Raw genomic sequence first — 16774 nt, 5'->3', positions numbered from 1 at the left:
TGTCGACTGCGGGCCGTCGTGGCCGGTCGCGCAGTTCCCCGCGCCCCTGACGGGGCGCTACAACCCTGCCTTGTTAGGAGCTGAACCTTGGAACCCGCATCCCACGGCCTCCGTGAGTCCGCCACCTTTGACCGCGCCACCATCCACGCCATCCAGCGCGCCGCCGACACCGGCATCTACGACATCCGGGGATGGGGCGCCAAGCGCAGACTCCCCCACTTCGACGACCTCTTGCTGCTCGGCGCCTCCATGTCCCGCTACCCCCTGGAGGGTTATCGCGAGCGGTGCGACACGGACGTCGTCCTGGGTACCCGGCACGCGAGGAACCCGCTCCGGCTGGCCACCCCCGTGACCATCGCCGGCATGAGCTTCGGTGCCCTCTCCGCGCAGGCCAAGGAGGCCCTCGGCCGCGGTGCCAGCGAGGTCGGTACCTCCACGACCACCGGCGACGGCGGGATGACCCCCGAGGAACGCGGGCACTCCAAGCACCTCGTGTACCAGTACCTGCCGTCCCGGTACGGCATGAACCCCGACGACCTGCGGGCCGCCGACGCCATCGAGGTCGTTCTCGGGCAGGGGGCCAAGCCGGGTGGCGGGGGCATGCTGCTCGGGCAGAAGGTCACCGAACGGGTCGCCGGGATGCGGACGCTGCCCGTCGGCATCGACCAGCGCAGCGCCTGCCGGCACCCCGACTGGACCGGGCCCGACGACCTCGCCATCAAGATCCTCGAACTGCGGGAGATCACCGACTGGGAGAAGCCGGTCTATGTGAAGGTCGGCGCGACCCGTACGTACTACGACGTGAAGCTGGCCGTGCACGCGGGCGCGGACGTCGTCGTGGTCGACGGCATGCAGGGCGGCACGGCGGCCACCCAGGACGTCTTCATCGAGCACGTCGGCATCCCGACCCTCGCGGCCCTGCCCCAGGCGGTCCGGGCGCTCCAGGAGCTGGGCGTCCACCGCGAGGTCCAGCTGGTCGTCTCCGGCGGCATCCGCTCCGGCGCCGACATGGCCAAGGCTCTCGCGCTCGGGGCGGACGCGGTCGCCATCGGTACGGCGGCGCTCGTCGCACTCGGCGACAACCACCCCCGGTACGACGCCGAGTACCGACAACTGGGCTCCGCCGCAGGCTACTTCGACGACTACCAGGACGGGCGCGACCCGGCCGGGATCTCCACCCAGGACCCGGAGCTCGCCGCCCGGCTCGATCCCGTCGAGGGCGGCCGGCGGCTCGCCAACTTCCTGCGGGTGATGACCATGGAGGCCCAGACCCTCGCCCGCGCCTGCGGCAAGGCCCACCTCCTGCACCTCGAACCCGAGGACCTGGTCGCCCTCACCATCGAGTCCGCCGCCATGGCCCGCGTCCCGCTCGCCGGCACGGACTGGATCCCGGGAGCCGGGCTGTGATCGCGGTCGTCGGCGCCGGACTCATGGGCGCCGCCACGGCCTGGCAGCTCGCCCGGCGCGGCCACCCGGTCACCCTGGTCGAGGCGTACGGCATCGGCCACAAGCAGGGCAGCTCGCACGGCAGTTCGCGGATCTTCCGGCGGGCGTACGCCGACCCCTTGTACGTCGGGCTCACGGGCCGTGCGTACGAGGAGTGGCGGGCGCTGGAGGAGGACGCCTCGACTTCCCTGCTGCGGACGACCGGGGGGCTCGACCTGGGGGAGGGGCGGGACCCCGAGGGGCTCGCCGAGGTGCTGGCGGCGGCCGGAGTGCCGTACGAACTCCTCGGTGCCGAGGCGGCCGGCGAGCGCTGGCCGTACATCCGCTTCACCGGACCGGCCCTCCACCACCCGGGCGCCGGTGTGATCGACGCCGACGCGACGGTCGCGGCCTGTGTGCGGCGAGCCGCCGAGCACGGGGCGGAGGTATGGAGCGGGGTGCGGGTCACCGGCTTCGACGTACGGCAGAAGGTGCTGCTGCGCACGGCCGACGGCCGTGAGCTGACGGCCGACACGGCCGTGATCGCCGCCGGCGCCTGGCTGCCGGAACTCGGGCTGCCCGTCGCCCTCCCGTCGTTGACGGTGACCCAGCAGCAGGTCTTCCACTTCCGGCAGCACGATCCGTCCGTCGCGTGGCCGATCCTGGTCTTCAAGGACGAGGCGATGCAGACGTACGGCCTGCCCTCCGGCACGGACGGCGGCCCGCTCCCCGCGATGAAGGTCGCCGAACACGACCGCGGCACCCCCACCACGGCCACCGCCCGCACCGGTGTCGTCGACCCGTCCTCACGCACCCGGGTGCGCGGGTTCGTCCGTGACCGGCTCCCGGGACTCGACCCCGAACCGGTCGCCGAGGCGACCTGCCTCTACACCACCACGTCCGACGAGGACTTCGTCCTCGACCGGCACGGCCCGCTCGTCATCGCCTCCCCGTGCTCCGGACACGGCGCCAAGTTCGCCCCGCTCATGGGCGCGATGGCCGCCGACCTCGCGACCGGCCGGGCCGAACCCCACCCCCGCTTCCGCCTGGACCGCTCGGCATAGGATGCGCCGGTGACCGAGCACCCCGAACCCGCAGCGGACACCGGCGATACCGATGACACCGACGACAGGGCACTGGAGCGTGTCATCGCGGTCCGCACCCGTGAGTACCGGCAGGCGGCCGGGCTCTCGGTCGGCGAGATGGCGCAGCGCGTCGGCATCTCCAAGGCCATGCTGTCGAAGATCGAGAACGCCCAGACGGCGTGCAGCCTCACCACCCTCTCGCGCCTCGCGCGCGGCCTCGACGTCCCGGTCACGGCCCTGTTCCGGGGTCTGGACGACGAGCGCGAAGCGGTCTTCGTCCCCGCCGGGCACGGCGCCCGGATCGTACGGCGCGGTACCCGGGTCGGCCACGAGTACGCCCAGCTCGGCTCGTTGCGGGGCGCCCACAAGCGGATGGACGCCCTGCTCGTCACCCTCACCGAACAGAGCGAGGTGTTCCCGCTCTTCCAGCACGCCGGCACCGAACTCCTCTACATGCTGGAGGGCGTCATGGTCTACGGCCACGGCAAGTCCAGCTACACCCTGCGCCCCGGCGACGCCCTCCAGTTCGACGGCGAGGCCCCGCACGGCCCCGAGAGCCTCGTCGAGTTGCCGATCCGCTTCCTCACGGTGACGGCCTTCGGGGACAGCCCCCAGCACTGAAACCCGGCCTTAATCGGACACGGACGGGTCTTGTAACGCACACCAAGTCTACTGAGATGAAACGAAGTTTCTCCCTGTTGGACTTCTCCGCGGAGTGTGCGCATGGATACCGGAAGCACCGCCTGGATGCTCGCGAGCACGGCGCTCGTCTGTCTGATGGTGCCGGGACTGGCCCTCTTCTACGGCGGCATGGTCGCCGCCAAGAGCGTGCTCAACATGATCATGATGACCTTCGGCGCCGTCGCCCTGGTCGGCTGCATCTGGGTCGTCTACGGCTTCTCGGCCTCGTTCGGCGACTCGATCGGCGGCGCCGGCCTGCTCGGTGACGTCACCGAGTACTTCGGGATGAGCGGTGTCATGAAGGACGACCCGAAGGCCGTCATCCCGCTCTCGGTCTTCGCCGCCTTCCAGGCGTTGTTCGCCGCCCTCACCGCCGCCCTCATCTGCGGCGCGATCTCGGACCGCATCAAGTTCGGCTCCTGGATGACCTTCACGGGCATCTGGGTGACCCTCGTCTACCTGCCCGTCGCGCACTGGGTGTTCGCCTTCGACGGCAAGGGCGTGGTCGGCGGCTGGATCGTCAACAGACTCGGCGCCATCGACTTCGCGGGCGGCACCGCCGTCCACATCAACTCCGGCGCGGCGGCCCTGGCCGTGATCCTGGTCCTCGGCAAGCGCATCGGCTGGCAGAAGGGCGGCGGCACCGAACGCCCCCACAACCTGCCGCTCGTCATGCTCGGCGCGGGCCTGCTGTGGTTCGGCTGGTTCGGCTTCAACGGCGGATCGGCGCTGACGTCGAGCAACGCCGCCTCCGTGGTCGTCCTCAACACCTTCGTCGCCACCTGCTCCGCGATGCTCGGCTGGCTGCTGGTCGAGAAGCTCCGCGACGGCCACTCCACCAGCCTCGGCGCCGCCTCCGGCGCGATCGCCGGCCTCGTCGCCATCACCCCCTCCTGCGGTGCCGTCTCCCCGTCCGGCGCCCTCCTCCTCGGCGCCATCGGCGGAGCCGTCTGCGCCCTCGCCGTGGGCCTCAAGTACCGGCTCGGCTACGACGACTCGCTCGACGTGGTCGGCATCCACCTCGTCGGAGGCCTCACCGGCACCCTGCTGGTCGGCGTCCTCGCCACCTCCGAGGCCCCGAACGGAGTCGACGGCCTCCTCTACGGCGGCGGTCTCTCCCTCCTCGGCAAGCAGGCCGTCGGTGCCTTCGCCGTCCTGGCGTACTCCTTCGCCGTGACCTGGCTGATCGCCAAGGCGCTCGACAGGACGATGGGCCTGCGGGTCCGCCCCGAGGTCGAACAGGAGGGCGTGGACACCCACCTGCACGCGGAGAGCGCCTACGACCTCACCCACGCGCCGATCGCCGGCGCCCCGGCCCCGCAGCCCGCCGCCGCGGGATAGGTTCCGGCACCGGCCGGGTCCGCCCGCGGGCACCGGCCGTGCCGTGCGGTCAGCCGGCCGGGGTGCGCCGCACCACCGTGCCGTGCTGGTCCGCCTCCAGCGACGCCGTGCCCTTGCGGCCGGTCACCGTGACCCTGATGGTCAGGGGGCCGGTGAGGCGCTCGGCGGTGAGCTGCCAGGTCTGCGGGGAGCCGGCCCCGAGGGTGGTGCGGGCCTGCTCGACGAGGGCGGGGATCCGGTCGAAGGGCAGGGAGCGCGGGTCGAACCGTCCCGCCTGTATGCCGGTGGGGGCGAACACGACGGACAGTCGGCGCTCCTGTACGACGACGGTGAGCGCCCGGCGCCCGGTCTCGTCCCGGGTGAGCGAGGCGACGGCCCGGCGCAGTTCGCCCTTGTCGAGCATCGACTGGCCCGGGCCGAGGGTGACCGTGCCCGTCGCGGACGTCACGACGGTGGTGGACGACGAGGACGTGGTGGACGACGAGGTCGTGGTGGAGACGGACGGCTCCGATGAGGACGGCTGCCCGTCGTCGTCCGCGGCGGACAGGTCGGTGCGGAAGAGCAGGACCACGACGGCCGCGCCGAGCAGCAGGCCGAGCAGGGCGAGGAGGCCGCCGGCACCGCCCTCGGACGGCTTGCTCACCAGAGCCGACCCGGGAGCCGAGTCGAGGCTCGCCCCCGCCACCCGCTCCCTCCACTCCGGCGTCGGCCGCTGCAGGATCCGTGCGCGCCACGGCCGGTCCGGTGGGTACTCGACCACCAGGACGCCGCGCGGCCGGTAGTCGGGCAGGTCGACGAGATTGATGCTCTCCGCGACCACGACGCGGAACGCCGGTCCGTCGTCCGGCGCGACGGTGAGGTCGAACCGCACCGACACGTCACTCGACCCGTCCCCGACGGCACGCAGGCTCTCGATCATCGCGAGTGCCGTGACGGGTGCGACGGCCGCCTCCCGGGCACGCCGCGGCGCACCGGCGAGGAGGAGCAGCAGGCCGTACCCGACGGGCAGTGCCATGCCCGTGACGAGCAGCGGCACGCTCTCGATGACGACGGCGACCACGAAGGCGGCCAGGGACGCCCCGACCACACCACCCGTCAGGAATCTCCGGGCAAGGACCAGGGGAGCGCTGCGCGTGGGCAGCGGTGCGCCCTCGATGATCGTCATGGCGCCGATTGTGCCCGTTCGGGGTGACGACCGGTAGATCGGGACGGTATCGCCTTGATCTTCTGCCAACTGCCCCGACGTGGAACAGGGTTCGCCCGGTACGGCAAGCGATACCACCACATGTCCGGGAGCGGCCGCGGACCCGACCCGGAGGCCTCCGAGGACCACGCGCGGGAAGATCCCCGGAAAACGGTGACGTAATCTGTCACCTTTGGCGTGCACCGTGGTGCCATGGACAAGGACATCAACACCCGGGACGCCGGCCGGGAAGCCCCGCTCGCCGGCCGGATCGCCCTCGTCGCCGGGGCCACCCGCGGCGCCGGACGTGCCCTCGCCGTCGAACTCGGCCGCTGCGGCGCCACCGTCTACGTCACCGGCCGCACCACCCGCGGGCACGCCAGCGAGGTCGGCCGGACCACGGAGACGATCGAGGAGACCGCCGAGCTGGTCACAGCAGCCGGCGGCACCGGCATCGCCGTACCCACCGACCATCTGGACGCGGACCAGGTCCGAGTCCTCGTCGAGCGGATCGACCGCGAACAGGGGCGGCTCGACATCCTCGTCAACGACCTCTGGGGCGGCGAACACCTGCTCGTCGGCTCCGTCTTCGGCAAGAAGAGCTGGGAGACACCGCTCGCCGACGGCCTGCGCATCCTGGACCTCGGCGTGCGCTCGCACGTGATCACCGCGGCACTCGCCCTCCCGCTCCTGATCCGCTCGGACGCACCGCTGCACGTGGAGGTCACCGACGGCACGGCGGCCTTCAACCGCCGTTACCGCGAGAACCTCTACTACGACCTCGCGAAGAACGCCCCGATCCGCATCGCCTTCGGACTGGGCGAGGAACTGGCGGAGTACGGGGGCACGGCGGTCGCCGTCACGCCGGGCTTCCTGCGTTCGGAGCAGATGCTCGCCCACTTCGGCGTGACCGAGGAGAACTGGCGCGACGCCGTCGCCGGGGAACCCGACTTCGCCATCGCCGAGTCGCCGTACTACCTCGCCCGCGGGGTCGCCGCGCTCGCCGCCGACCCGGACCGGGCCGCCCGCTGGAACGGCAGGTCCGCCTCCAGCGCGGAGCTCGCCAGGGCCTATGGCGTACGGGACGTGGACGGCAGCCGGCCGGACGCCCTGGCGTACTTCGAGGAGGTCATCTACGGCGGGAAGAAGGGCACGCCGGACGACTACCGCTGATCCTCCGGCTCCGCGCCGTACACGGCGGCAAGGGCCTGCGCGTGCTCGCGGAAGCGGGCACGCAGGCCCGCCGGGGCCAGCACCTCCACCTCCGCGCCCAGCCCGGTCAGCTGCCCGAAGGCGACGTCCTGCGACTCCACCGGCAGGTCGAGCACGACCTTCCCGGCGGCGTCCGGCGCGGTTGCGGACGCCAGTGCCCCGGCCACGCCGGCCGGGTCCGCCACGGACGGCAGACGCCGCAGACCGCGCTCGGTCAGCCGCACGGTCACGGTCTCGCGCAGCAGTGCGCGGGCGAAACCGGCGGCCTGGGCCTGCCAGTGCCCGGCCAGGTCGAAGGACGGGTCACGGACGAAGGGCTCGCCGGCGCCGGGAGCAGGGCGGAGCGCCGTGACACGGTCGACGCGGTAGGTACGCCAGGCGCCGTCCCGGCCCGTCGTCCGCTCGGCGGGGACGCGGCCCACGACGTACCAGACGCCCGCCTTCAGGACGAGCCCGTACGGTTCCAGCAGGCGCGTCACCGTGCGGGACGGCGCGCCGTCCCGGCCCGGCCGCGCGTAGTCCAGCTCGACGGTGCGGTCGGACCACACAGCGCGGGCCAGCGCCGGGAGCGGCTCCGGCGCCGCCGGCTCACGGAACCAGGCCGGGGCGTCCAGGTGGAAGCGTCGCACGGACGACTCGGCCGCCGCCCGCAGCGAGGGCAGCAGGGTGGCCGACAGCTTCAGCCGGGCCGTGTCGGCCGCGGCCGACAGTCCCAGGTCGCGCAGGGCCGTGGGCAGACCGGAGAGGTAGAGCGTCTCCGCCTCGGTGGGGTGGAGCGTGGTGAGCCGGGTCCGGTGGCCCGGCGCCAGGTGATAGCCGCCCGCACGGCCGCGCTCCGACCGGATGGGAACGCCCGCCTCCTGCAGAGCCTGGGCATCGCGGATCACCGTACGCCGGGAGACGTCCAGCTCGCGGGCGAGGGCGACGGCGGTCAGGCCGGGGCTCGACTGGACGAGGAGCGCCATGCGGATCAGACGGGCGGCACGCATGGCTCAAGGATCGCGGACCGCCACACCGGAGTCACCTCGCTGCACGAGAGCCCCCCTGCTGGTCAGGACCGTCACCACTCGTAGGGGTTCGAGGGGGCGCCGTACGGGTCCTGCGGGGCGGGCCTGGGGCGACGGGCGGTGCCCGGCCGGCCGGTGGCGCCGGGTGCCGGCTGGGTGGGGATGCCGAACTGGCCGGTCCCGCCGGGTGCCGGGTGGTTCCGGGTGCCGTACCGGTCCGTCGCGGAGGGTGCGGTGTGCGGCGCCGTGCCGTACCGGTCCGCACCGCCGGGTACCGGGCGGCCGTGGCGGCTGCGGAGTGTGCGCCCGCTGCTCCGGCCCGGTGGGCGTGCGCGCGCCTTCCGGGCCGACGCCGCAGGCGGACCGTTTCTTCCCGATGTCCGGCGGTTCCAGTCCCCTTCGCCCAGGACCAGCAGCGGGTCGAACATCACCACCACGCCGGCCAGCAGCAGGAAGACGACCGGGCCGAGCAGCATGGGCAGCAGCACCGAGGTCGGTGACGTGCTCGACCAGGACGTGGCGGATGCCGCGTGCACGTCGACGCTCACGGCAGCCATGGCGGTGAAGTGCATGCCCGACACCGCCAGGCCCATCACCAGACTCGCGCCCAGACTCGCCGTGAAGCCCCGCACCGACACGGCCGCCCACAGCGCCGCCGTCGCCGCGGCGATCGCGATCAGGACGGAGAGGGCGACCGTCACCCGGTCGTAGTGAATCGTTCCGTCAAGGCGGAGCGCGGCCATGCCCAGGTAGTGCATGGCGGCCACGCCCAGGCCGGTGACGACACCCGCCGTCCAGAGCGTTCCGGTGGTCGCGCCCCGGTAGCCGACCGCGAAGACGCCGATGCCGACGACCAGGACCGCCACCGCGAGACTGAGCAGGGTCAGCCCCACGTCGTAGCGGATCGTGGTCTCCCGGACATGGAAGCCGATCATCGCGATGAAGTGCATCGTCCAGATGCCGCAGCCGATCGAGGCCGCCCCCAGGGCGAGCCAGCCGGGCCGCCACGACTCCCCGTGGTGGTACAGCGACCTGACGATGCAGCGCAGCCCCAGTGCCCCGCCCAGACAGGCCATCAGATAGGCCGCGACCGGAGTCACCGCGCCGTAGTGGAAACCGTCCGTCGTGCCGTGCATGTGTGCAACTCCCCCCAGAGTCACGGCTGTTGTGGGGAAGGTACTACGCGCCGGGGGCGTGCGCCGGGACTTCGCCCGGCTCTGGGGTACTACGCCTCGACACAACTGCCGCAGAGGCCGCCTTCAGCAGAGGCACAGGCGGGGCTCAGGGTGCGACGATTTTGATCGCGCTCATCCAGCCGTGCCCCTCGGGCCGCGTCTGCAGGGCCATGTGCAGCAGCTGGATGCCCTCCAGCTCCCGGGCGTGTCGCAGGCCGCCGACGACCACCGGGTTGAGCCCGCCGGAGGCGACCAGCTCGGCCACCTGGTCGCGGGCCGCCGCGTCGTCGCCCGCGATGAACACGTCCAGCGGCAGACCGCCCACCTCGCCTGCGACCAGCGAGCCCGCGAACGTGGTGTTGAACGCCTTCACCATGTGCGTGCCCGGCGCGGCGGCCTCGGCCAGCTGCTGGGCGCCGGAGCTGTCCGCGGGCACCGTGAGCGAGTCGAGGGTCGAGAAGTCCACCGGGTTCGAGATGTCGACGACCGTCTTCCCGGCGAGCTGGTCCCCGTACTCGGTGACGACCTGCTTGGCCGCGTCGAACGGCACGGCCAGCACCACCACGTCGGCCGACCCGACCGCGTCCGGCACGGCGGGCGCCACGTCCGCACCCGGCGTCCGCTCGCCCAGGGCGTCGGCCAGCGTGGCGGCCTTGGCGGGATCCGTGCCGACCAGCCGGACCGTGTGCCCGCCCGCCAGGGCCCGGGTGGCGATACCGCCCGCCATGTTGCCTGTGCCGACGATGAAGACCCGCATGGGTGAGCCCCTTCCGTGGGGTGGGAGCTGCCGACGCCCGGTCCGGGGCGCGAAGCCGCCTCAATCCGGCTGAACAAGGATAAATCGGTCACCTTCGGCTGTCCTCGGCTGTCCTCGGTCCGTCGGCCGGGCCGGGTTCCTCACCCCGGTCCTCAGGCGGCCGGCCGCCGGGGATAGCGTGGCGATCATGGCGGACTGGAAGACGCGTCCGGCGTCGGACGCGGACGTCGAGGCGGTGGCCGAACTGCGTGCCGTCGTCCTGCGGGAGGACCTGGAGCGGCTCGGCCGGTACGACGCGCGGCGGGTCCGGCAGCGGCTGCGGGACGGGTTCGACGCGGCCCACACCCGGGTGATCGAGGTGGGCGGCGCCTTCGCCGGCTGTGTGGCGCTGCGGCCGGCCGGGGGCGTCCGCCGGCTGGAGCACTTCTACCTGGCCCCGCACGTCCAGGACGGCGGCATCGGCTCGGCCGTGCTGCGCGAGCTGCTGGAGCGGTGCGACCGCGACGGCGTCCCCGTCCGGCTGAACGTCCTGCGGGGCAGCGCGGCCCGGCGGCTGTACGAGCGGCACGGATTCCTGGTCGAGGCCGAGGGCCCGGTGGACGTGTTCATGGTCCGCCCGCCCTCCCCTCGTCCGCCCTCCCCGTGCCCGCCTTCCCCCTGATCGCCGGTCCTTCCCGGCCGCTCCGCCCTGCATAGGGAAAACCCTCGACTGGCCTCGACGTGAATGACATGCGCGGGTCAAATCTGGAATCCTCGCTCAGCACACGCTTTCTCCGTTTCTCCATGGCGTGTCCACGGATCACGGACCACGCACGCCGGTCCCGGATCCCGGTTTCCCGCACAGCTCAGCTCTTCCCGGACAGCACATCCCCGTCTGTCCGGTCTGTCACCGGCCGCGACCCGGCGGCCGCAGCAGGAGGAGTACGAGTGAGACGTCTTCCCCACAGACGGGCCACGGTAGGAGCCGCACTGGTCTCCACCGCCGCCTTCCTCGCCGTCGGCATCCAGTCGGTCCCGGCGAACGCCAAGCCCGCCACCCCCCACCCCAGCCCCGTCCGCACCGGCGGCCTGGAGGCGAAGCTCACCCCCGCCCAGCACACCGCGCTGATCAAGGGTGCCCAGCAGAAGACCACCACGACCGCCCGCACTCTCGGCCTCGGCGCCAAGGAGAAGCTGGTCGTCAAGGACGTCACCAAGGACAACGACGGCACCCTGCACACCCGTTACGAGCGCACCTACGACGGCCTCCCCGTCCTCGGCGGCGACCTGATCGTGCACACCCCGCCCGCCTCCCTCGCGGCCGGAACGGTGAGCACCACCTTCAACAACAAACACACCCTCACCGTCCCCACGGTCAGCGCGGCCTACAGCAAGTCCGCCGCCCAGACCAAGGCGCTCAAGGCGGCCAAGGCCCTCGACGCGCAGAAGCCGGTCGCCGACAGCGCCCGCAAGGTGATCTGGGCCGGCAACGGCACCCCGAAGCTCGCCTGGGAGACCGTGATCGGCGGCTTCCAGGACGACGGCACGCCCAGCAAGCTGCACGTCGTCACGGACGCCACCACCGGCAAGGAGCTCTACCGGTACCAGGCCGTCCAGACCGGCACCGGCAACACCCAGTACAGCGGCACGGTCACCCTGAACACCACGCTGTCGGGTTCGACGTACCAGCTGTACGACACCACGCGCGGCGGCCACAAGACGTACAGCCTCAACAACGGCACGTCGGGCACCGGCACCCTGATGACCGACAGCGACGACGTCTGGGGCACCGGATCCGGCTCCAACACCCAGACCGCCGGCGCCGACGCCGCCTACGGCGCCCAGATGACCTGGGACTTCTACAAGAACACCTTCGGCCGCAGCGGCATCAAGAACGACGGTGTCGCCGCCTACAGCCGCGTCCACTACAGTACGGCGTACGTCAACGCCTTCTGGGACGACGACTGCTTCTGCATGACCTACGGCGACGGCACGAGCAGCACCCACGCCCTCACCTCGCTCGACGTGGCCGGCCACGAGATGAGCCACGGCGTCACGTCGAACACGGCCGGCCTCAACTACACCGGTGAATCCGGCGGGTTGAACGAGGCGACCTCGGACATCTTCGGCACCGGCGTGGAGTTCTACGCGGCCAACTCCTCCGACGTCGGTGACTACCTCATCGGCGAGAAGATCGACATCAACGGCGACGGCACGCCGCTGCGTTACATGGACGAGCCGGACAAGGACGGCGCGTCGGCCGACAGCTGGTACTCGGGCGTCGGCAACCTCGACGTGCACTACTCCTCGGGCCCCGCGAACCACATGTTCTACCTGCTGTCCGAGGGCAGCGGCAGCAAGACCATCAACGGCGTCACCTACAACAGCCCCACCTCCGACGGTGTCGCCGTGGCGGGCATCGGCCGGGCCGCGGCCCTGCAGATCTGGTACAAGGCGCTGACGACGTACATGACGTCCAGCACCAACTACGCCGCCGCCCGCACCGCCGCCCTGAACGCGGCAGCGGCGCTGTACGGCACCAGCTCCACCCAGTACGCGGGTGTCGGCAACGCCTTCGCCGGCATCAACGTCGGCAGCCACATCACCGTGCCCACCTCGGGCGTCACGGTCACCAACCCGGGCAGCCAGTCCTCGACCGTCGGCACCGCGGTGAGCCTGCAGATATCGGCGAGCAGCACCAACAGCGGCTCGCTGACCTACGCGGCGACCGGCCTGCCGACCGGCCTGTCGATCAGCAGCTCCACCGGCGCCATCACCGGCACCCCGACGACGGCGGGCACCTACAGCACCACCGTCACGGTGACCGACTCGACGGGCGCCACCGGCACGGCCTCCTTCACCTGGACCGTCAGTTCCAGCGGAGGCGGCGGCACCTGCACCTCCTCGCAACTGCTCGGCAACCCGGGCTTCGAGTCGGGCAACACCACCTGGACGGCGACCAGCGGTGTGATCACCAACTCCAGCAGTGAGGCGGCCCGTACCGGTTCCTACAAGGCGTGGCTCGACGGCTACGGCTCGACCCACACCGACACGCTGTCCCAGTCGGTGACGATCCCGTCCGGCTGCACCGCCACCACGTTCACCTTCTACCTGCACATCGACACGGCCGAGACCACCACCAGCACCCAGTACGACAAGCTGACGGTCACCGCCGGTTCGACCACCCTGGCCACGTACTCCAACCTCAACGCGGCCTCCGGATACGTGCAGAAGTCCTTCAGCCTCGGGTCCTACGCGGGCTCGACCGTCACCCTGAAGTTCAGCGGTGTCGAGGACTCCTCGCTCCAGACCAGCTTCGTCGTCGACGACACCGCCGTCACGACCGGCTGACACAGCGCGGACAGGAGTCCCGCACCCGCGAGCCGGGTGCGGGACTCTCGCGCGGGGTCAGCTCAGCGGGTCCAGCGTGAGGTACGCCTGCTGCGGGCTGCCGTCGTTGACCAGCGACTCCTGGTTGCCGACGTCGTCGAAGGCGAAGGCGTACGCCTTGCCGTCGGCCATCTGGGCGTGGACGGCGCGCGCGTACTGGTTGGTCACCGAATCCTTGTAGAAGTCGGCCGGGTTGGTGTCGGGCTGGCTCGAACTCGTCAGCAGTGTCGACCGGTTGAAGCCCGCGCACAGGGTGCGCGATATCGGGCCGCGTACCAGGTCGTTGGGTGCGTCGAGCAGGTTGTGGCAGCCGAAGATGCTGCCCGCGTCGGGCTTCTGGAAGCTAGTCACCACCGCTCCGGCGGAGTTGGTGAAGTTCATGACGTTCCCGGAGACCCGGCCGTAGTACTTGGTGTTCGGCTGGTCGGCGAAGGGTGTGACGGTCAGGGTCGACGTCGAGTACTTCGACCAGACCCGGTTCACGTAGTCGCTCATGACGGTCGACGCCAGCGCCCCGGTCTCCACCCCGTACAGCGGGGACAGCGCCCGGAGCACGGTGCCGTCGGAGCGGGTCTGGACCAGGTTCGCCCAGCCGCCCGACTGTCCGCGCAGGGCGGTGAAGACACCGTTGTAGCCGCCCGACCTGAGGTGCCCGGTGCTGCTCACGCTGCCGTCGGCGCGCTGCACGCCGACCGCGTACGGCGCCGAGAACATGTCCACCTGGGTGCTGTTGAGCCACAGACCCGAGTCGTTCAGCGTGTACTCGGACCAGTTGAAGAGGATGTTGCGGTTGGGGTCGGTCGGGTTCTGCACCGCGGGCTGCACCAGACCGCCGGTGGTCAGTCGGAAGTCCAGCTTCTGGCCGTAGGAGAAGTAGATCCGGCCGGAGAACTTCGGGATCCGGATCGTCTTCGACTGGCCCGCCGCCGGGCCTGTGATCGAGGCGTCCGGCGCCGGGGTCGGCGGGTTGCCGCCGGCCGGCCAGGCGTGGAAGGTGCCGCCCGCGTCGGCCCAGCCCTGCTGTCCCGTGGAGAGCTGGGTGCCGAGGTCGTAGACGTACACCTGGTCGGCGCGGCCCGAGTTGTTGGTGATCTTCAGCGGGATCGTGTCCGGTACGGCCGCGTCGGCCGGGTGCGGGGTGCCCAGGGTGAGCACTCCGCCGATCAGCGCCGCCGCGGCCGTCAGGAGCAGCGTCCGGCGTGCGAGTCCTGTGCGCACTCTCCACCTCCGTGTGGGGTCGGGGTCGTCGTACGGACATTGGTCCGTACCAGTTTGAGAGCGCTCTCAGGGTCTCGATGGGGCGGGTTCATGTCAATGAGTCGGACGAAAACGGGGCCCGTCGCTCGACGCGACGGGCCCCGGACGCACGGACGGGTGCGGATCAGAACGTGCGCTTCAGCAGGTCGAGCAGCGCCGCCCAGTGCCGCTCGTCGGCCTCGGCGGAGTAGGCCGGGGTGTCGGCCTGCGTGTAGCCGTGGTCGGCGCCCCGGTAGATCTCGCAGGTGTTGCGGACCCCGGCGGCGTCGAGCGCCTCCTGGAAGGTGCGGATCTGGTCCTCGGTCATCGACTGGTCCTGGTCGGCGAAGCCGAAGTACAGCTCCGCGGTGATGGGGCCGACCGTCAGGTGCGGGCTGTCCGGGGTGTCGGCGACGAGTCGGCCGCCGTGGAAGCCGGCCGCCGCGGCGACCCGCTCCGGGAAGACGGCTGCGGTCCCCACGGCCAGCCGGGCGCCCATGCAGTAACCGGTGATGCCGACCGGTCCGTCGGCCACCAGCGGGCTGTCGGCCAGCCAGTTCAGGTAGGCGTCCGCGTCCCGTGTGACACGCTCGGGCGTCAACGTCTGCATGGCCGGCATGATCCGCTGCCAGATCGTGGGGTCCGCGGAGGGGTCGATGAACTCGGGGAGGTCGATCACCGGCGTGCGACCGCTGCGGTAGAAGACGTTCGGGATCAGCACCGTGTAGCCCGCACCCGCGAGCCGGTCCGCCATCGACTTCAGGTGCGGGCGGATCCCGTAGGCGTCCTGGTAGAACAGCACGCCCGGGTGGGGGAGTCCGTCGGCGGGGTGGGCCAGGTAGGCGTCGGCGACACCGTCCTCGGTGGTGATGTCGACGTCGGTTCCCTGTACGGCGGTCATGGCGCAAGTGCCTCTCTGTGGAGTCGGCGTCGGGGTGCGGGACACCCGGCGCGGCATGTCGTGATCATCGTGGCACGCCGGGGTGGGAGCGCCGTGGACGGGGGACCGTCGAGCTCACTCGAAGCGGGAGGTGTCGCCCGCGCCCCGGCGGACGATCTCCGCCTCACCGCTGGAGAAGTCGATGACCGTGGTCGGCTCGGTCCCGCACTCCCCGGAGTCGACCACCGCGTCCACCTGGTGGTCCAGCCGGTCCTTGATCTCCCAGCCCTGGGTCAGCGGCTCCTTCTCGTCCGGGAGCAGCAGGGTGCTGGAGAGCAGGGGCTCGCCGAGCTCCGCCAGCAGTGCCTGGGTGACCACGTGGTCGGGGATGCGGACGCCGACGGTCTTCTTCTTCGGGTGCAGCAGCTTGCGCGGCACCTCACGGGTCGCCGGGAGGATGAAGGTGTAGCTGCCGGGCGTCGACGCCTTCACGGCCCGGAACACGTCGTTGTCCACGCGCACGAACTGGCCGAGCTGCGCGAAGTCCCGGCACATCAGGGTGAAGTGGTGCCGGTCGTCCAGGTGCCGGATGGAGCGGATCCGGTCGATGCCGTCCCGGCTGCCGAGCTGGCAGCCCAGCGCGTAGCAGGAGTCGGTCGGGTATGCGATGAGCGACCCCGACCGCACCGAGTCGGCGATCTGGGAGATGCTGCGCGGCTGCGGGTTGTCGGGGTGCACGTCGAAGTACTTCGCCATCTGCCGAGCTTATGCCGTACGGCGGGTGTCGGCCGAGCGGGCCGGGCACACGCCGTACGGCCGTCGGGCCGTACCTGCTTCGACATTCCGTTCACTGAATGGGCAATGAAGGGCATCCGCGGTCATCTGCCGGCATCCTCATGTCACAAATATCAGTTTTACGAAATTCCTACTTGTTTGTTCGGTCGGCCCTGGGATTCTCGGGGCAGTCGCGTCGCAGTTGCCTGGAGTCGGGGGAGTCATGGCATCTCATGTCATTGCCGTTTCGGTGTCACCGGGGGACGACGAGTCGGACGAGTTGCAGTCGCTGCGTTCCTGGATCGAGGACGAGGCGGAGCTTGCCGCGGCCGTACGGGCAGGTGCGGGCAGTGAGGTCGCGGGCACGCTCGGCACGGTGACCGATGTCCTGCTCGTCACGCTCGGGCCGGGTGGGGCGGCAGGGGCGCTCGCCGCGGTCCTGGTGACCTGGATCCGCTCTCGCAGGAAGGGCACGGTGATCGTCCGGGTCCGCAGACCGGACGGCGCGGAGTGGGAACTGGAGGCCGGTGGCCTGAGCGCGATGGGCGCGCAAGAGGTGCAGCAGATGACCCGGGCGCTGGCCGACTGGACCGGGACGCACGAGGGCACGGGGGCCACCGGTGGAACGCCGCGGCCCTGACCGAGGCCC

At 71.4% G+C, this 16774-nt stretch carries 15 protein-coding genes; 8 read left to right on the top strand and 7 right to left on the bottom strand.

Annotation, left to right across the window (positions count from 1 at the left end; all coding sequences use genetic code 11):
- The first annotated feature begins 87 nt into the window (after nt 1–87).
- The 4 genes from ABZ887_RS34915 (at nt 88) to ABZ887_RS34900 (ending at nt 4532) form a co-directional block, all read left to right on the top strand.
- Entirely contained in the window at nt 88–1407 is a 1320-nt protein-coding gene (locus ABZ887_RS34915) for an FMN-binding glutamate synthase family protein (protein WP_361298486.1), read from the top strand.
- Nucleotides 1404–2489, top strand: coding sequence for an FAD-dependent oxidoreductase (locus tag ABZ887_RS34910; protein ID WP_361298483.1), 1086 nt, complete (start codon nt 1404–1406; stop codon nt 2487–2489). The genes ABZ887_RS34915 and ABZ887_RS34910 overlap by 4 nt, the downstream gene beginning before the upstream one ends.
- Nucleotides 2490–2498: 9 nt before the next feature.
- The gene (locus tag ABZ887_RS34905; protein WP_361298480.1) at nt 2499–3131 is read left to right on the top strand and encodes an XRE family transcriptional regulator; all 633 of its coding nucleotides are present in this window, start codon (nt 2499–2501) and stop codon (nt 3129–3131) included.
- Between the two features lie 102 nt (nt 3132–3233).
- Nucleotides 3234–4532, top strand: a complete 1299-nt coding sequence (locus tag ABZ887_RS34900) for an ammonium transporter (RefSeq protein WP_361298477.1) — start codon at nt 3234–3236, stop codon at nt 4530–4532.
- A 49-nt stretch (nt 4533–4581) separates the two neighbouring features.
- On the opposite strand, the gene ABZ887_RS34895 is transcribed toward ABZ887_RS34900, so the two are convergent.
- Complete coding sequence (locus ABZ887_RS34895; RefSeq protein ID WP_361298474.1) at nt 4582–5697, bottom strand: hypothetical protein; 1116 nt, start codon at nt 5695–5697, stop codon at nt 4582–4584.
- 231 nt (nt 5698–5928) lie between these two features.
- Between ABZ887_RS34895 and ABZ887_RS34890 the strand changes: the two genes are divergently transcribed.
- On the top strand, nt 5929–6888 hold the full coding sequence (locus ABZ887_RS34890) for an SDR family oxidoreductase (RefSeq protein ID WP_361298471.1): 960 nt from the start codon (nt 5929–5931) through the stop codon (nt 6886–6888).
- Here the strand turns inward: ABZ887_RS34890 and ABZ887_RS34885 are convergent.
- The 3 genes from ABZ887_RS34885 to ABZ887_RS34875 all read right to left on the bottom strand — a co-directional run bounded on the left by ABZ887_RS34885 (nt 6879) and on the right by ABZ887_RS34875 (nt 9866).
- On the bottom strand, nt 6879–7916 hold the full coding sequence (locus ABZ887_RS34885; RefSeq protein ID WP_361298468.1) for a WYL domain-containing protein: 1038 nt from the start codon (nt 7914–7916) through the stop codon (nt 6879–6881). The two genes, ABZ887_RS34890 and ABZ887_RS34885, sit on opposite strands and share 10 nt — an antisense overlap.
- A gap of 71 nt (nt 7917–7987) precedes the next feature.
- Nucleotides 7988–9070 carry an MHYT domain-containing protein gene (locus ABZ887_RS34880; protein WP_361298465.1) on the bottom strand — a complete coding sequence of 361 codons (1083 nt, stop codon included), beginning with the start codon at nt 9068–9070 and terminating at the stop codon, nt 7988–7990.
- Nucleotides 9071–9215: 145 nt separating this feature from the next.
- Complete coding sequence (locus ABZ887_RS34875) at nt 9216–9866, bottom strand: NADPH-dependent F420 reductase (protein WP_361298462.1); 651 nt, start codon at nt 9864–9866, stop codon at nt 9216–9218.
- A 187-nt stretch (nt 9867–10053) separates the two neighbouring features.
- On the opposite strand from ABZ887_RS34875, the gene ABZ887_RS34870 reads away from it, so the two are divergent.
- Nucleotides 10054–10527, top strand: coding sequence for a GNAT family N-acetyltransferase (locus ABZ887_RS34870; RefSeq protein WP_361298459.1), 474 nt, complete (start codon nt 10054–10056; stop codon nt 10525–10527).
- A 266-nt stretch (nt 10528–10793) separates the two neighbouring features.
- Complete coding sequence (locus ABZ887_RS34865; RefSeq protein ID WP_361298456.1) at nt 10794–13196, top strand: M4 family metallopeptidase; 2403 nt, start codon at nt 10794–10796, stop codon at nt 13194–13196.
- A 57-nt stretch (nt 13197–13253) separates the two neighbouring features.
- On the opposite strand, the gene ABZ887_RS34860 is transcribed toward ABZ887_RS34865, so the two are convergent.
- The 3 genes from ABZ887_RS34860 to ABZ887_RS34850 form a co-directional block, all read right to left on the bottom strand.
- On the bottom strand, nt 13254–14453 hold the full coding sequence (locus ABZ887_RS34860) for a glycoside hydrolase family 64 protein (RefSeq protein ID WP_361298453.1): 1200 nt from the start codon (nt 14451–14453) through the stop codon (nt 13254–13256).
- Nucleotides 14454–14616: 163 nt separating this feature from the next.
- Nucleotides 14617–15372 (bottom strand): dienelactone hydrolase family protein, encoded by a 756-nt coding sequence (locus ABZ887_RS34855; protein ID WP_361298450.1) that lies wholly within the window; start codon nt 15370–15372, stop codon nt 14617–14619.
- A gap of 114 nt (nt 15373–15486) precedes the next feature.
- Nucleotides 15487–16107, bottom strand: coding sequence for an L-threonylcarbamoyladenylate synthase (locus ABZ887_RS34850; RefSeq protein ID WP_361298446.1), 621 nt, complete (start codon nt 16105–16107; stop codon nt 15487–15489).
- Nucleotides 16108–16348: 241 nt separating this feature from the next.
- Here ABZ887_RS34850 and ABZ887_RS34845 point away from each other — a divergent pair, with 241 nt between their 5' ends.
- Nucleotides 16349–16765 (top strand): hypothetical protein, encoded by a 417-nt coding sequence (locus ABZ887_RS34845; protein WP_361298443.1) that lies wholly within the window; start codon nt 16349–16351, stop codon nt 16763–16765.
- Nucleotides 16766–16774 lie beyond the last annotated feature (9 nt).

This window comes from Streptomyces sp. NPDC047061 (genome assembly GCF_040643955.1).
Lineage (GTDB): Bacteria > Actinomycetota > Actinomycetes > Streptomycetales > Streptomycetaceae > Streptomyces.
This window is presented reverse-complemented; position numbering and strand designations above follow the sequence as displayed.

What these genes read in the sequence shown, in the direction of transcription:
- ABZ887_RS34900 (WP_361298477.1), top strand. Translation starts at nt 3,234, where the DNA reads ATGGATACCGGAAGCACCGCCTGGATGCTCGCGAGCACGGCGCTCGTC.
- ABZ887_RS34895 (WP_361298474.1), bottom strand. Translation starts at nt 5,697, where the DNA reads ATGACGATCATCGAGGGCGCACCGCTGCCCACGCGCAGCGCTCCCCTG.
- ABZ887_RS34890 (WP_361298471.1), top strand. Translation starts at nt 5,929, where the DNA reads ATGGACAAGGACATCAACACCCGGGACGCCGGCCGGGAAGCCCCGCTC.
- ABZ887_RS34885 (WP_361298468.1), bottom strand. Translation starts at nt 7,916, where the DNA reads ATGCGTGCCGCCCGTCTGATCCGCATGGCGCTCCTCGTCCAGTCGAGC.
- ABZ887_RS34880 (WP_361298465.1), bottom strand. Translation starts at nt 9,070, where the DNA reads ATGCACGGCACGACGGACGGTTTCCACTACGGCGCGGTGACTCCGGTC.
- ABZ887_RS34875 (WP_361298462.1), bottom strand. Translation starts at nt 9,866, where the DNA reads ATGCGGGTCTTCATCGTCGGCACAGGCAACATGGCGGGCGGTATCGCC.
- ABZ887_RS34870 (WP_361298459.1), top strand. Translation starts at nt 10,054, where the DNA reads ATGGCGGACTGGAAGACGCGTCCGGCGTCGGACGCGGACGTCGAGGCG.
- ABZ887_RS34855 (WP_361298450.1), bottom strand. Translation starts at nt 15,372, where the DNA reads ATGACCGCCGTACAGGGAACCGACGTCGACATCACCACCGAGGACGGT.
- ABZ887_RS34850 (WP_361298446.1), bottom strand. Translation starts at nt 16,107, where the DNA reads ATGGCGAAGTACTTCGACGTGCACCCCGACAACCCGCAGCCGCGCAGC.
- ABZ887_RS34845 (WP_361298443.1), top strand. Translation starts at nt 16,349, where the DNA reads ATGGCATCTCATGTCATTGCCGTTTCGGTGTCACCGGGGGACGACGAG.